Annotated in this window: 17 protein-coding genes; 9 read left to right on the top strand and 8 right to left on the bottom strand. The window is 68.4% G+C overall.

Translation table 11 applies throughout. The annotated features are described in order from the left end of the window. Window positions 1-334: 334 nt before the first annotated feature. Complete coding sequence (locus OQF71_RS02790) at window positions 335-1,264, top strand: branched-chain amino acid transaminase (RefSeq protein WP_280585664.1); 930 nt, start codon at window positions 335-337, stop codon at window positions 1,262-1,264. Window positions 1,265-1,285: 21 nt separating this feature from the next. On the opposite strand, the gene OQF71_RS02795 is transcribed toward OQF71_RS02790, so the two are convergent. Both OQF71_RS02795 and OQF71_RS02800 read right to left on the bottom strand, forming a co-directional pair. After that, the gene (locus OQF71_RS02795; RefSeq protein WP_280585665.1) at window positions 1,286-1,990 is read right to left on the bottom strand and encodes a DUF502 domain-containing protein; all 705 of its coding nucleotides are present in this window, start codon (window positions 1,988-1,990) and stop codon (window positions 1,286-1,288) included. Window positions 1,991-2,079: 89 nt separating this feature from the next. Further along, entirely contained in the window at window positions 2,080-2,919 is an 840-nt protein-coding gene (locus OQF71_RS02800; protein ID WP_280585666.1) for a proline dehydrogenase family protein, read from the bottom strand. Between the two features lie 106 nt (window positions 2,920-3,025). Here OQF71_RS02800 and OQF71_RS02805 point away from each other — a divergent pair, with 106 nt between their 5' ends. Beyond that, entirely contained in the window at window positions 3,026-3,568 is a 543-nt protein-coding gene (locus OQF71_RS02805; RefSeq protein WP_280585668.1) for a CDP-2,3-bis-(O-geranylgeranyl)-sn-glycerol synthase, read from the top strand. A gap of 19 nt (window positions 3,569-3,587) precedes the next feature. Here the strand turns inward: OQF71_RS02805 and OQF71_RS02810 are convergent, their stop codons facing one another. The 3 genes from OQF71_RS02810 to OQF71_RS02820 are packed head-to-tail and all read right to left on the bottom strand — an operon-like array spanning window position 3,588 to window position 4,512. After that, window positions 3,588-3,863, bottom strand: coding sequence for a hypothetical protein (locus OQF71_RS02810; RefSeq protein WP_280585670.1), 276 nt, complete (start codon window positions 3,861-3,863; stop codon window positions 3,588-3,590). Next, entirely contained in the window at window positions 3,860-4,159 is a 300-nt protein-coding gene (locus tag OQF71_RS02815; RefSeq protein ID WP_280585672.1) for a hypothetical protein, read from the bottom strand. The genes OQF71_RS02810 and OQF71_RS02815 overlap by 4 nt, the downstream gene beginning before the upstream one ends. A 2-nt stretch (window positions 4,160-4,161) precedes the next feature. Then, window positions 4,162-4,512: a helix-turn-helix domain-containing protein gene (locus OQF71_RS02820; RefSeq protein WP_280585673.1), complete on the bottom strand. Its 351-nt coding sequence runs from the start codon at window positions 4,510-4,512 to the stop codon at window positions 4,162-4,164. 128 nt (window positions 4,513-4,640) lie between these two features. Between OQF71_RS02820 and OQF71_RS02825 the strand changes: the two genes are divergently transcribed. The 4 genes from OQF71_RS02825 (at window position 4,641) to OQF71_RS02840 (ending at window position 9,168) form a co-directional block, all read left to right on the top strand. Further along, window positions 4,641-5,276, top strand: coding sequence for a plastocyanin/azurin family copper-binding protein (locus tag OQF71_RS02825; RefSeq protein ID WP_280585674.1), 636 nt, complete (start codon window positions 4,641-4,643; stop codon window positions 5,274-5,276). 109 nt (window positions 5,277-5,385) lie between these two features. Next, entirely contained in the window at window positions 5,386-5,568 is a 183-nt protein-coding gene (locus OQF71_RS02830) for an HVO_0416 family zinc finger protein (RefSeq protein WP_280585675.1), read from the top strand. Window positions 5,569-5,920: 352 nt separating this feature from the next. Beyond that, window positions 5,921-7,765, top strand: coding sequence for an ATP-dependent helicase (locus OQF71_RS02835; RefSeq protein ID WP_280585677.1), 1,845 nt, complete (start codon window positions 5,921-5,923; stop codon window positions 7,763-7,765). 20 nt (window positions 7,766-7,785) lie between these two features. Further along, entirely contained in the window at window positions 7,786-9,168 is a 1,383-nt protein-coding gene (locus OQF71_RS02840; protein ID WP_280585717.1) for a M24 family metallopeptidase, read from the top strand. A 19-nt stretch (window positions 9,169-9,187) separates the two neighbouring features. Here OQF71_RS02840 and OQF71_RS02845 read toward each other — a convergent pair whose 3' ends face one another. Continuing rightward, window positions 9,188-9,463 (bottom strand): hypothetical protein, encoded by a 276-nt coding sequence (locus OQF71_RS02845; protein ID WP_280585679.1) that lies wholly within the window; start codon window positions 9,461-9,463, stop codon window positions 9,188-9,190. A 162-nt stretch (window positions 9,464-9,625) separates the two neighbouring features. Here OQF71_RS02845 and OQF71_RS02850 point away from each other — a divergent pair, with 162 nt between their 5' ends. Next, window positions 9,626-10,234 carry a riboflavin synthase gene (locus tag OQF71_RS02850; RefSeq protein WP_280585682.1) on the top strand — a complete coding sequence of 203 codons (609 nt, stop codon included), beginning with the start codon at window positions 9,626-9,628 and terminating at the stop codon, window positions 10,232-10,234. Between the two features lie 36 nt (window positions 10,235-10,270). On the opposite strand, the gene OQF71_RS02855 is transcribed toward OQF71_RS02850, so the two are convergent. Together OQF71_RS02855 and OQF71_RS02860 are read right to left on the bottom strand one after the other, a co-directional pair. Beyond that, window positions 10,271-10,969, bottom strand: a complete 699-nt coding sequence (locus tag OQF71_RS02855) for a phosphoglycerol geranylgeranyltransferase (protein ID WP_280585683.1) — start codon at window positions 10,967-10,969, stop codon at window positions 10,271-10,273. Window positions 10,970-11,094: 125 nt separating this feature from the next. Continuing rightward, entirely contained in the window at window positions 11,095-12,174 is a 1,080-nt protein-coding gene (locus OQF71_RS02860; RefSeq protein ID WP_280585685.1) for a tubulin/FtsZ family protein, read from the bottom strand. Window positions 12,175-12,249: 75 nt separating this feature from the next. On the opposite strand from OQF71_RS02860, the gene OQF71_RS02865 reads away from it, so the two are divergent. Together OQF71_RS02865 and OQF71_RS02870 are read left to right on the top strand one after the other, a co-directional pair. Then, the gene (locus OQF71_RS02865) at window positions 12,250-12,873 is read left to right on the top strand and encodes a hypothetical protein (protein WP_280585686.1); all 624 of its coding nucleotides are present in this window, start codon (window positions 12,250-12,252) and stop codon (window positions 12,871-12,873) included. Between the two features lie 69 nt (window positions 12,874-12,942). Then, complete coding sequence (locus OQF71_RS02870; RefSeq protein ID WP_280585687.1) at window positions 12,943-13,440, top strand: hypothetical protein; 498 nt, start codon at window positions 12,943-12,945, stop codon at window positions 13,438-13,440. Window positions 13,441-13,452: the final 12 nt, after the last annotated feature.

Genomic DNA, 13,452 nt, shown 5'->3' on the forward strand with positions numbered 1-13,452 from the left:
CGTGGGCCCGGTGAGGGGTATATGAGACTGGGACGCTTCGGGGCAGCCGCGAGGCGGGCGCACGCTCGCTGCGCGCTTCGGTCGCTCGCGGTGCTCGCTCCCTACAGTGCTTACGTCGCCTGCGCCCGCCTCGCGGCTGGGGCTTTGGCGGTGTTCACCGACGATCTGTCGGGGGGTGCGTATAACCGAGCGGCTGAGGCTTTGGCGGTGTTCCACGCCGAGCCGGGAGCAACCACTTATAAGCGATCGACGGAGTCGTTGCCAGCGACGTGTCCGTACTCGTCGCGTTCTCCGCATGTCACAGATTTAAGCCCGACCGCCGCAACCTCGGGGTATGGGATTCGACGAGATGGACGTCGACACGATCTGGAAGAACGGGGAGTTCCTCGACTGGGAGGACGCGACGACCCACGTTCTGACCCACGCGCTCCACTACGGGAGCGGCGTGTTCGAAGGCGTCCGCTGTTACGACACGGAGCGGGGCCCGGCGGTGTTCCGGTGGGAGGAGCACCTCGACCGGCTGTTCGACTCCGCGAAGATGTACGACATGGACATCGAGCACTCCCGCGAGGAGATCACCGAGGCCACCCTCGAACTCCTCGACCGGCAGGACCTCGACTCCGCGTACATCCGCCCGATCGCCTACTACGGGTACGACTCCCTCGGCGTCTCGCCGAAGGACTGCCCGACCGACCTCGTGCTCGCGGCGTGGCCGTGGGGCGCGTACCTCGGCGAGGAGGCCCTCGAAGAGGGCGTCGACGTGATGGTCTCCTCGTGGCGGAAACACGCCTCCTCGCAGGTGCCGACCAACGTGAAGACCACCGGCCTGTACGTTAACTCCATGCTCGCGGGCGAGGAGGCTCGCCGGAACGGCTACGTCGAGGCCATCGTCCTCAACAAGGAGGGGAACGTCGCGGAGGGGCCGGGCGAGAACATCTTCATGGTGAACGACGGCGAGATCTACACCACCGGCCCGGCGCAGTCCATCCTCGAGGGGATCACCCGCGACACCGTCATCGCCCTCGCCGAGGAGCGCGGCTACGAGGTGCACGACGAGGCGGTCATCTCCCGCGGACAGCTGTACACCGCCGACGAACTGTTCTTCACCGGCTCCGCGGCCGAGGTCACCCCGATCCGCTCCGTCGACGACACCGAGATCGGCACCGGCACCCGCGGCCCGGTCACCGAGGAGCTGCAGCAGGCCTTCTTCGACCTCGTCGAGCGGCGGACGGACGACCACGACGAGTGGTTCACGTACCTGTGAGCTGACGGGAGACCGCCCCGATCAGTCGTTTCCGGCGTCCGACGACGGGCGCTCCGTCTCGCCCGGCGTGCCGTCGGTGCGAACGCCGCCGACGCCGCCCGAGCGGTGAGTACTGCCCTCCGGCGGCGACTCCTCCTCGACGGGCACCTGATGGGCCGACTCGGCGAAACCGGCCGAGAGGACGCGGGTCATCCCCTCCTCGACGCTCTCGCCGGTCTCCGTGACGCGCTCCGGTTCGACCTCGATGACGAAGCCGGTGGTGATGTTCGGAGCCGTCGGCATGAACAAGACGATCTTGCCGTCGCGGGTCTTCTTTCCGGTCCGGAACGCCGTCATGCGGATCCCCGGCCACGTCTCGATGTAGACCGGGCTCTGGAGCTCGTCGGTCCCGGAGACGGCCGTCTCGATCGCGAGCTTGGAGGCGTTGTACACCACGCGCAGCGCGGGGATCCGGTTGATCGCGCCGTCGACGACGGACTCGGCCAGCCGCCCAAACGTCGTTCGCATGAAGTAGCCGACCGCGAGGACGACGGTCGCGAACACCGCGAGCGCGATGATAACCCGTGAGATCGGCTCTAACGGACCGGGAATGATCGCCGGCTGGAGCCCTTCGATGAGGGGTATCGAGGCGATGTATCGGTAGATCCACTGAATGACGAGGAGGAGGACGAGGAGGGGTGCCAACACGATGAGCCCGCTGGCGAAGTCGCGTTTCCACGTGGACATCTATCGAGTTGGTATGTGGTGGCGACCCTTAAGAGGGCTTCCACGTGCGGGCCCGATTCGGAGCGGGGTGACCGACCCGCGATCCTCCGTCACCGACCCACGACCGCCCGCAGGGCGAACGTCAGGTTCTCCTTGCGTTCGCGGACGCGCCGGGAGAAGTACGAGAGCCACTTGTCGCCGTACGGCGCGTACTGGACCACGTCGACGCCCTGCGCGGCGAGATCGCGCTGGGCGTCCTCGCGCACGCCCATCAGCATCTGGACCTCGTAGTCGGTGCCGTGTTCCAGAGCGAGCCGGTCGGCCAGCGCGATCATCGCGGGGTCGTGGCTGCCGACGGCGACTCCCCTATCCCGGCGCTCGAAGAGGAAGCGGAGATCCTCGCGGTACGCCTCGTCGACGCGGGACTTCTCCGTATACGCGATCGACGCCGGCTCGTCGTACGCCCCCTTCACGAGGCGGAGCTTCCCGGGTACGTCGACGAGGCGCCCGAGGTCCTCGCGGGTCCGTTTGAGGTTCGACTGCACGCACTGTCCGACGCTCCACGGGTACTCGGCCGCGATCGATTCGAAGGCGTCGAGGGTGGCGTCGGTGGTGTCGGCGTCTTCCATGTCACACCAGACGAAGGCGTCGCGCTCGTGAGCGCGAGCGACGATCTCGCGGTAGTGGTCCTCGAACAGGTCCGCCGACACGCCGAGGCCGATCTGGGAGGGTTTCACCGAGAGACAGGCGTCGAGACCGCTGTCGGCGATGTCGTCCACCAGCGCGAGGTACGTATCGACGTCGGCGCGGGCGGCCGTCGGGTCGTCGTAGTGCTCGCCGAGCAGGTTGACGATGACCGAGACGCCGTCCCCGTTGCACGTTCGGACGTGGTCGAGGGCTTCCGGGACGCTCTCGCCGGCGACGAATCGCCGTGCGATCGGAGGGATCATATCGGATCTGGGAGCGGCGACGACTTCACTGTTGTCGAATCGAGGGGTTCGATGTCGGTCGGCGCGGATCCGTGATTTATATCCCCCCAACGGCTGTGGACCGCGTATGATCGGTTCGCTCGTCGCGACGGCGTTCTGGGCGATGGTGCCCGCGTACGTGCCCAACAACGCCGCGGTGCTCGCCGGCGGCGGCCGCCCCATCGACGGCGGCCGCGAGTGGCGCGGGGCCCGCCTGCTCGGCGACGGGAAGACGTGGCGCGGGACGGCGGTCGGCACCCTCACGGGCGTCGTCCTCGCGCTCGCGCTCAACCGTCTTCACGACTCGGCCAGCGCCGCCCTCGGCGTCGACCTCCCGACGTTCGCGCTCCCCGCGGCGGTCGCGCTCGCGTTCGGCGCGATGTGCGGCGACATCGGCGCCTCCTTCCTCAAGCGCCGGTCCGGCCGCGAGCGCGGCGCCGCGTTCCCCGGACTGGACCAACTCGACTTCGTCGTCGGAGCGCTGCTCGCCGTCTTCGTCGTCGACACCGACTGGGCGCTCGCGGTGTTCACCCCGTCAGTCCTCGCGGTCGTCCTCGTGATGACGCCCGTCCTCCACGTGGTCACGAACGTCGGCGCGTACGGCCTCGGCCTGAAGAACGAGCCGTGGTAGGCGCGACGCAGGGACCGACTCACCGGAGGAACGACCGGAGTAAGACGACGAATCCGCAGGCCAGCGCGACGGACTCGGCGACGTGAACCTGCGTGAGCGTCAGGCCGGTGAGCTGGTAGAGGAACCCCTCGATGAGAACGCCGAACGTGATGGACGCGAATCCGATCGTCGCGTCGCGAAGATAGCGCGTCTCCTCGCGAAGATAGGCGCGAAAACTGACCGCGGTCGTCGCGAGTCCCAAGGAGAGGAGGACGGCGCGGGTGAGCGTCAGGACGCTCGCCCAGTCGCCGGTCACGGTGCATCACCCCCGCTCGGCCGGTCGGAGAACCGACCGTGCAACGAGTACAGGATTACGAGCATCCCAACGGCGACGAGACCGGTCTGGATCGTCCCCGCTAAGAAGATCGACAGACCGATCACGTCGAAGAGGACCCCTTCGAGCACCGAGCCGACAGTGATGAAGAGGAAGCCGATGGCCACGTACAGCATCGGTTCGCTTCCGTAGGCTCTGTATCCGTTGTACGCCTGTTTCGTTATTAACAGCCCTAATCCGACCGTGATGAACTTCGCGATGACGAGTTCGATGTGCATTGTTATAGCTCCCTGATGTCGCTCCAGATGCGTGAAAACCGCTGTGCGGCGTCCTCGCGGATGTGGACGTTGACATCGATCGTGCCGCCGTCGACATCGATGTCGAGGTGGTCGATGTTCGCCACGAAGACGCTGTGGTGGCTCCCGTCCGGCTCGATCTGTGTCCGTTCGACCAAGAGGTCGTGGGCGACCATCTCCTCCGCTCGCCGATAGATGGTCGAGAGCGCGACATCGCACTCGTCGCTGAGCTCCTTGGCAGACAGCGGCTCGCGACTCGTCGCGGCCAGAACCTGTCGGACGCGCTCTTGGCCGAGGAGTTCGAGGAGCTCGTCGTTGCTACCGTCTGTTGACACAGAGATACCTCCGGATACCACTAGTGACTGTCGAGTTGTAATATAAGAGCCGTTTTGCGTCGCGTGCAAAACAGGGAGCCCGTCTATGATACTCCCCCCTGTACTCTCAGGTGGAGAGGTATCCGACAATGACAAACCGATCACACTACACGCGTCGGCAGATTGTACAGCTGTCGAGTGCCGCTGCGGCCGTCGGCCTCGCCGGGTGTTCGGGGGTGTCGACGGGCGGCGACGGAGCGGAGTCGGAGACCGCCGACACGTCCGGAGACGACCACGACGAGGAGGGCGGCCACGACGAGGAGGGCGGCCACGAGACCGTGGGCGAGCCCACCGCGACCGCGGAGGTCGGGGTGAACACGACCGACGACGGCGAGGCGCACTTCGGCCCGCACGTCACGCGGGTCGAGGCCGATGGCACCGTCACGTGGGTGCTCGAGAGCGGGAGCCACACCGCGACGGCGTATCACCCGGACAACGACCAGCCGCAGCTCGTGCCGGACGGGACCGAGCCCTGGGACAGCGGAATGCTCTCGGAAGAGGGGGAGACGTTCGAGCACACGTTCGAGACCGAGGGCGTCTACCACTACTACTGCGCTCCCCACGAGACCGGCGGGATGATCGGCAGCGTCATCGTCGGCGAACCGGACGCACACGAGCAGCCCGCGCTCGATGACCCACCGGAAGACAAGCCGCATGCCGTCCGCGAGAAGATAACGGAACTCAACCAGATGTGCAACGAGGCCCTCGGACAGGGGCACGACTGAGCCGAATTATCCATCTTTCGGCGAGGATATCGATCGTTCGTGCGCATCTCGGCAGCGAGATGGGAAGCGTGAGAAGATATTTATACTCGCGTGCCATTCACTAACATGCATGTCTAGTAGTGCACCCAGCTCGGACGACGACGTGCTCGACGAGTTCCTCTCCGACCGCGGCCACGAGACAGAGATCGCACGCTGGGAGCGATCCTATAACAAGCTCCAATGTCCGGAGTGTGGTGCACTCCATCCAGAGGGAACGGCGCGGTGTAACGTCTGCGACTGGCGCCCGACCTGACGCCGACGACGGCGCACGGGCGGTGAGCGGTTTTCTTTCGGTGGTACTCGGCGGCAGTATTATGTGGGATCACTCGATAGTGACGATTATGCCGACCTGCCAGAACTGCGGTTCGTTCGTCACGACCGATTACGTTCGGGTGTTCACCCCGAACGAGGTCGACCGTCCCCGCGTCTGCCCCGCCTGTGAGGATCTCGTCCGCGACGGTGCCGACGTTCGAGAAGCGCGCGCGACCCGAAGCAACTGATCGGTAGACGACAGGATTGATCTGTCAGACGATGGAATCGTAGGGTTTCGACCGGATCGGCCCCGAGCCACGGCGTTTAAGGAGAACCGGGATCAGGGATAGATAATGACCGATCCCACGGTGACGCGACTGTTCGGCGGTCCGGGCAGCGGAAAAACCACGGCGCTACTGGACCGCGTCGAGGGGATCCTCGAAGACGACGACGCGGACGTCCGCGACGTGCTCGTCGTCTCGTACACGCGCGCGGCCGCCGCCGAGATCCGCGAGCGCCTCGCGGAGCGGCTCGACGTCTCCCCCCGCAGCCTCCAGGGAAACGTCAGCACCATGCACGCGAAGGCGTACGAGCTGTTGGACCTCTCGCGGGGCGACGTGGTCGGGGAGGACGACAAGGAGTCGTTCTGCGAGGAGTACGGCATCGAGTTCGAGGACCAGCACGGCGGCGCCGGCCGCCGGACCGCGCGGTCGACGACGATCGGGAACAAGATCATCGCCACCTCCCAGTGGCTCCAGCGGACCGAGCGCGACGTCGCCGACTGGTACGACGTCCCCTTCCAGTGGAACGTCGAGGAGGTTCGACTGCCGCCCGAGGAGGACCCCAACGCCCAGGAAGGGAACAAGTACACCCCGACGTGGCCTTCCGACGACGACCGGATCGACATCCCCGAGACGATCCGCGCGTGGCGGGCCTACAAAGGCGACAACGATCTGGTCGGCTTCGCGGACATGCTCGAACGGGTCGCGCAGCGCTCGCTCGTGCCCAACGTCGACTACCTGATCATCGACGAGTTCCAGGACATCACGACGCTGCAGTACAACGTCTTCCAGGAGTGGCGCCCGCACATGGAGAAGGTGCTCATCGCCGGCGACGACGACCAGGTCGTCTACGCGTGGCAGGGCGCCGATCCGGACCTCCTCCTCGACACCGAGGTCGACGAGGACGTTGTCCTCCCGAACTCCTACCGGCTCCCCTCGCAGATCCTCAACGTCGTTAACGCGGAGATCCGCCACATCGACAAGCGCCAGGAGAAGGACCTCCATCCGCGCAAGGAGGGCGGGACCGTCGAAGCGATCCAATCGCCGTCGATGATCGAGCTCGTCCGGAACGTCCGGTACACGGTCGACGACGACGAGGGCGACGTGATGTGCCTGTTCCGGGCCCGGTACCAGATGTTCGACTTCATCGACGAGTTCATCGACCACGGGATCCCGTTCACGATGCTGACCGACGGCCGGATGTGGACCGACCGCGTGCAGGACTACGTCAGCGCCATCGAGAAGGCAGAGGCGGGCGATCCCGTGAACGGACTGGAAGCGCGGCGGCTCGCCGATATGCTCCAAGACTCCGCGTTCGGGACCCACGAGCGCGACGAGTTCTACGACTTCCTCGACGACCGCGAGGAGGCGGCCGACGCCGACGACGTCTCCCTGATCGAGGTGGCGGCAGACAGGCTCGACGAGTTCATTCCGTTCATGCCGGACACAGCGAGCGCCGACGACATGGTCCGGAAGGTGACGAGCTTCCAGCGGAAGTCGATGGGCGCGTACTTCGACGGCGACTATCAGGGGACGGACCCCACCCGCGTCCGCGTCGGGACCATCCACTCCGCGAAGGGCCGCGAGGCCGACCACGTGTTCGTCGCGACCGACCTCACCGAAAAGGTCGTCGAGCAGATGGCGGCCTCCATCGAGGACCCGACCGACGTGGACGGCGTCGAGGAGTTCACCAAGACCACGAGTCCGGTCCCCGTCCTCACCGACAACGAGCGCCGGGTGTTCTACGTCGGGATGTCCCGCGCCCGCGAGCGGCTCGTGATCATGGAGAGCCTCATCAGCGGGGCGCCGACGCTCCCGATCAGCGTCCTCCTGTTCAACGAGCTCCGCGACGAGACCCCCGAGGAGCTCGTCGAGGAGGCCCAGGCCGAGCTGGCGGTCCCCGAACCGGAGCCGTGATCGACGGGAGCGACGAGGGAATCGGCGACGGCGAAAGCGACGACACCGCGCCCGTCGGACGCGTCTCCGCGCTCCGCCCGATCGGGACCGATCTCACGCCGATCGTCGAGGCGGTCGAGGCCGCCGGCGCCGACGCGTTCGTCGCGGTCGGCGACCGATTCGACGACGACCTCCGGTATCTCACGCGCTTTTCCGGACCGGATCGGCCGTACGCGCTGGTCGTGATTCCGAACGGCGAAAGCGACGCCGAGAGCGGCGGCGAGAGCGACGGCGACCAAGACGCCGACCGCGCCGTCTGCTGTGCCCCGGGGCTGTTCGCCGAGCAGGCCGAGCGGGAGTTCGTCGCCGGCGCGAGGGCTCGGATCGACGGCGAGGGCGACGACCGCGGCGACAGCGAAGGGGACGACCGCGACGGCGTCGCCGGCTTCCGCGACGGCGTCGCCCGCGCGGTAGAGACCGAGAACGTCGGCGACCACGCGGGGGAGCGCGCGGCCGCGGCCGTCGAGGAGTTAGTTGGCGAATCTGCCGCCGAACCCACGCTCCTCGTCCCGCCGTCGATCCCCCACGACGCCGCCGTCTACCTCGAACGCGCCGGCAACCGGCTCGCGTCGACCGACGCGGTAGCGACGGCGCGAGCCGAAAAAACGGACGCCGAGATCGACCGCCTCCGCCGCGCCCAGCGCGCGGCCGCGGCCGGGATGGCGCGCGCCGAGACCGTGCTGGCGGAGAGCGAGGCCAGCGAGGATACGGAGGGAACGGTGAAGCCCGGCCTCCGCTGGGACGGCGCCTCGCTGACGACCGCGCGGCTCCGCCGCGAGATCAACGCGGTCCTCGCCGCCCGCGGGGTCCGGGACGCCGGCAACACCGTGATCGGCGCCGGCCCGTCCGCCGCGGACCTCCACTTCGTCGGCGACGAGCCGATCCGACCAGGCGAGACGGTCCTGCTGGACGTCTCGCCCCGCGGCCCGGACGGGTACTACGGCGACATGACCCGGACGTTCGTCGTCGACGGCGACGGCGGGTGGGAGCGACGCGCGTACGTCGCGGTCGAGGCCGCGCGGGAGGCCGCGCTCGCGGAGGTCGAACCGGGCGTTCCGGCCAAGACCGTCCACGGCGAGGCGGCGGCGGAGCTGGCCGCCTACGGGTTCGATCCGAACGCCGGCGAGGGGGAGGCCGGGTTCACCCACGGCACCGGCCACGGCGTGGGCGTGAGCCTCCACGAGTCGCCGTCGCTGTCGGGCGGGGGCGAGCTGCGACCGGGCCACGTGGTGACGATCGAGCCCGGCGTCTACGACCCGGGCGTCGGCGGCGTCAGACTGGAGGACCTCGTCGTCGTCACCGGCGACGGGCACGAGATACTGGCGGAGTACCCGTTCGGGATCGTCCCCGAAAAACGCGAGTGAGGCCGGCCCCGGCCACCGATCACTGCTCGCCGGAATCGCTCTCGGACTCCGCGGCGACCGCCTCGTCCCCGGGGCGGAGCTGTCGCGGGAGCAGCCCCGAGACCAGCCCGCGGAGGATCCGCCCCGGATCGAGGAAGTACTGCGGGAGCGCGACCATCGCGACGGCGACGACGAGCAGTCCGGCGCCGAGCGCGAGTTCGCCGGCGAACAGCCGGATGACGGCGTAGTTCGCGAGCGGCAGCGCGAACACGAGCGACGCCGCCAGCCCGATCATGTCCATCAGCCCGAGATTCATTGGACCCTGATTTGCGCCCGGCGTTCAAAAGCTGCGCGGCGGCGGTCGCTCGGGCACCGTCGACGGCGGCAGACGCTCCGCCGCGTCGAACCGCCGGCCGTCCCGGGCCGCGAGCCGCCCCGAACACCGAACCGATATGTGTCGCGCGCGCTCAGATCGGGTATGTTCACCGGTATCGTCGAGGACACGGGCGCGGTCCGCGAACGGACCGAGACCGCGGACGGGCTCCGGCTTCGGATCGGCGTCGAGGGGTTCGACGACCTCCACCACGGCCAGTCGATAAGCGTCAGCGGCGTCTGTCTGACCGTCGAGGAGTACGAGACCGACGGCGACGCGGGCGGCTGGTTCGAGGTGTTCCTCGCGAGCGAGACGGTCGCGAAGACGTACCTCGGCGACGTGAAGGAGGGGGACCCGGTCAACGTCGAGCGCGCGATGCCCGCCGACGGGCGGTTCGACGGCCACGTCGTGCAGGGTCACGTCGACACCGTCGCCGAGGTGACGGGGATCGAGCGCGTCGGCGAGGACTGGCGCTTCGCGTTCGCGATCCCGGAGGGGCACGCCGACTACCTCGTCGACAAGGGGTCGGTAACGCTCGACGGCATCTCGCTGACGGTCGCCGAGAAGCGCGAGGCCGAGTTCGACGTGGCGGTCATCCCGACGACGTACGACCTCACCACGCTCTCGGAGAAGTCGGTCGGCGACCCGGTCCACCTGGAGGTCGACGTGATCGCGAAGTACGTCGAGAACATGCTCGACGGCTACGCGGGATAGGCGGACGTCGAGAGAAGCAGAGAAGCTCCGGACGCGTTAGGCGTCCTTCGCTCCCTGTACCGTCTCGCGGACGGCGTCGACGCCCTCGTCGTGGAGCAGGTCGCCGACGACGATCACGTCGCTGTGGGCGGCCATCTCGTTGGCGGACTCGTAGTCGCCGATCCCGCCGCCGTAAAAGAGGGTGGCGTCGTCGAGCGCATCGTGGGCGGCCGCGACTTTCTCCGTGTCGCCGAAGGTACCCGAGTACTCGACGTAGATTATCTCCTGGCCGAACATGCGCTCGGCGACCTTCGCGTACGCGCCCACGTCGTCGGCCGCGAGGTCGCAGTTCGCGTCCGTCAGCTCCGCGACCGCGGCGTCGGGGTTGAGGACGATGTACGCCTCGGTGTGCGTCCGGTCCCAGTCGAGGTCGTCGATGCGGACCCACTCCTTGTGCGCGCCCGTGATCCAGAACGGACCGCCGGCGTTGAACACCGTCGGGATCAGGTAGCCGTCGAGCGCCGGCGAGTCGACGACGACGCCCGGGTTCGACGGCTCCTGGTACAGCGGGACGTCGTACTCGGCCGCGGCGTCGACGACGCGCGTCATCTTCTCCGCGGTGATATCGAGGGTCCCGCCGATCTCGATCGCGTCGGTGCCGGTGCGGCAGACGTCCTCGAAGGTCTCGCCGTCCCGCAGTTCCTTGTCGGGATCGACCTTCAGCACGTGGTCCCAGTCGTCCCACGGGTTGCTCATCGGGAACGACTCCACCGGGCGGCACCAAAAAGGTGCGGAACCTGCCTCGTCGCTCACCCCGCAACTGGACAATCCACAACCGGACAATCCGTAACCGGACAATCCGTAACCGTTCGACCTCCCGTTCAGAGCAGATCGTCGAGCTCGTCGTTCTGGAACGCCATCGCGGGGTCGACCCGTTCTTCCGGCTCGTCGCGGACCGCCTGCCGAGCCCGTTCGAGGAACGCCTCGATCCGGCGGGAGCGCTCGACGCCGGCGAGCAGCACGAGCGCCGCGATCCGGTCGGAGTCGAGCGGGAAGTCGCCGCCGCGCACCTGCATCGAGCCGGTCTCCTCTTGGAGCCACTTACGTGCCTTCTCCGCGCCCTTCCGGGAGATGCGGTCGGGGTCGCCGGCGACGGCGACGAGAGCGGCGTCGGCGTCGGTCGCGTTCGGGAGCGACATCCCCGTCATCACCGCGCTCCGGACGGTGCTCATCACGGTCGTGACGTTCTCCTCCGGGCCCTCGGCGGCCGGCGCCGAGGCGAACCCGATCGCCGCCATCCCGCCGGCCCGCAGCGTGTTGATCACCTCGCTCGTGTCGACGACCGACTCGCCGACGCCCTCGACCGATTCGCCGGCGGCGAGCAGGAGGCCGACGCGCCGCGCCATCGACTCGTTGATCGCGGCGAAGCCCCCCTCGACCGATTCCCCGGAAGAGCGCCACGCGTCGTTGTCGAGAAGGACCGTCGCGTCCGCCTCCCGTACCAGCGTCTTCAGCGACCGGCCCGCGTTCACCTGGTACATCGCCCCCTCGTCGCGGCCGGGGAGAATTCCGATCGCGTAGACGGGAACGTCGTACACCCGGCTCAGCTCGCGGACGAGCACCGGCGCGCCGCCCGACCCGGTGCCGCCGCCGAGCCCGGCGACCACGAACAGCGCCTCGGCCTCCGCCGTCACCTTTGACGCGATCGCGCCTAATACCTCGACTGCGTCCTCGTTCATCACTTCGGCGCCGAGCTCGTTGTCGCCGCCGACGCCGTGACCGTTCACCCGCGACTGACCGACGAGGACCGTCTCAAGCGGGAGCGGATCGAGGTCCGCCGCGGCCGTGTTGACCGCGAGCGCGTCGAGCACCGCGCCGTAGCCGGCATCGGCGTCGAACTGAGCGAGGGCGGTCGTGAGCTTCCCGCCCGCCTGTCCGACGCCGAGGAGGACTGCCTTCATGTTCGGATGATAACCGATCCGGCGTATTACGCTTTCCCCCGCGGTTTAAGTACCAAACCGAGGCCAGTCGCGGGCATGTCGAACGCTACCGACGAGAGGAGTCGGACATCGGACCGCGGAGAACGGCCGCCCGGCGCCGAAGCCGGCAGACCGAGCGACGCACAGGCCGAAGACCACCTCGAGGAGCGTCTCCGCGCGGTCGAGCGTGCTCTGACCGGGTCCGACACGGCCGTCGCGGACCTCGGTGACGACGCGGCCGCCGCGGCGGAACGCGAGGCCCTAGCGTCGCGCGTGGCCGAGCTCGAATCGCGTGTCGAAGAGCTGGAGGCCGCAACGCAGGCTATCAGAGGGTACGTGGGATCGATCCGAGCCGTCAATAGAGAGGTAGAACGGCGAGCCGATCTCGCGCTGGCGAGAGCGAACCGCGGTGAGGAGGGCGCCCATGACACGGGATCCGCAAACGAGACCGATCTCAGCGACGCGGCCCAAGGCGACGGTGAGCCCGACGACATGGCCGGCGACGACGGTCACGCCACTGCGGTGCCGAGCGAGGCGGCCCTCGACGCTGCCGTCCCAGCGGACGACGCCGGTCAGACCGACGCGCGAGCATCGGCCGATTGGGACGCCGCCGACGGGGGAAACGACGCAGACGGATCGTGGCGAGACGAGGCACTGGAGCGGCTCCGTGAGTCCCTGTAAGCCGGACCGTACGGCGGGATCGAGAAGCGCGGCGAGGATCGGGGTCGCGACGGAGGAGGCGATCGGGCCGTGATCCGCGTCGTCCTCACCGTCCTCGTCGCCGTCGCCCTCCTCGCGGCCGCGGCGCCGGCGCTGGAAGACGCCCGAGCGGCCACGACCGTCGAACGGCTCGACACCGAGGCGGACCGCGTCGAGCGAGCCGTCGGCGGCCTCGTCTCGGGCTCCGTGAGCGTCGCGGACCCCGCGCTCGCCGCGCGGACGACGGTGACCGTCCGGGTCCCGAGCGGGTTCGGGGCGGCACCGGTCGAGCGCGTCGTGCTCGTGGAAACCGAAGGCGTCGACGGAGCGGAGACCGCAGAGACGAACGCCGCCGAGGCGGACGTCGCGATCCGATACCGGATCGACGGCGGCCCCGATCGGTCGGTGCCGATCGTACCCGGAGGCGTGGGCGCAGCCGTCGCTGTCGACGGCGGCGCGATCGCGCTCCGACCGGGCGGTGAGAGCCGGCTGGTACTCCGGCTCGTCGACGACGGCGGACCGACCGTCCGGATCGCCAGAGTGGGGTGATCGTTTATATAC

This window comes from Halorubrum sp. Boch-26, assembly GCF_029889805.1.
GTDB lineage: Archaea > Halobacteriota > Halobacteria > Halobacteriales > Haloferacaceae > Halorubrum.

Coding starts and splice junctions, on each gene's coding strand:
- OQF71_RS02790 (WP_280585664.1), top strand. CDS start 335: ATGGGATTCGACGAGATGGACGTCGACACGATCTGGAAGAACGGGGAG.
- OQF71_RS02795 (WP_280585665.1), bottom strand. CDS start 1,990: ATGTCCACGTGGAAACGCGACTTCGCCAGCGGGCTCATCGTGTTGGCA.
- OQF71_RS02800 (WP_280585666.1), bottom strand. CDS start 2,919: ATGATCCCTCCGATCGCACGGCGATTCGTCGCCGGCGAGAGCGTCCCG.
- OQF71_RS02805 (WP_280585668.1), top strand. CDS start 3,026: ATGATCGGTTCGCTCGTCGCGACGGCGTTCTGGGCGATGGTGCCCGCG.
- OQF71_RS02815 (WP_280585672.1), bottom strand. CDS start 4,159: ATGCACATCGAACTCGTCATCGCGAAGTTCATCACGGTCGGATTAGGG.
- OQF71_RS02825 (WP_280585674.1), top strand. CDS start 4,641: ATGACAAACCGATCACACTACACGCGTCGGCAGATTGTACAGCTGTCG.
- OQF71_RS02830 (WP_280585675.1), top strand. CDS start 5,386: ATGTCTAGTAGTGCACCCAGCTCGGACGACGACGTGCTCGACGAGTTC.
- OQF71_RS02835 (WP_280585677.1), top strand. CDS start 5,921: ATGACCGATCCCACGGTGACGCGACTGTTCGGCGGTCCGGGCAGCGGA.
- OQF71_RS02845 (WP_280585679.1), bottom strand. CDS start 9,463: ATGAATCTCGGGCTGATGGACATGATCGGGCTGGCGGCGTCGCTCGTG.
- OQF71_RS02850 (WP_280585682.1), top strand. CDS start 9,626: ATGTTCACCGGTATCGTCGAGGACACGGGCGCGGTCCGCGAACGGACC.
- OQF71_RS02855 (WP_280585683.1), bottom strand. CDS start 10,969: ATGAGCAACCCGTGGGACGACTGGGACCACGTGCTGAAGGTCGATCCC.
- OQF71_RS02860 (WP_280585685.1), bottom strand. CDS start 12,174: ATGAAGGCAGTCCTCCTCGGCGTCGGACAGGCGGGCGGGAAGCTCACG.
- OQF71_RS02865 (WP_280585686.1), top strand. CDS start 12,250: ATGTCGAACGCTACCGACGAGAGGAGTCGGACATCGGACCGCGGAGAA.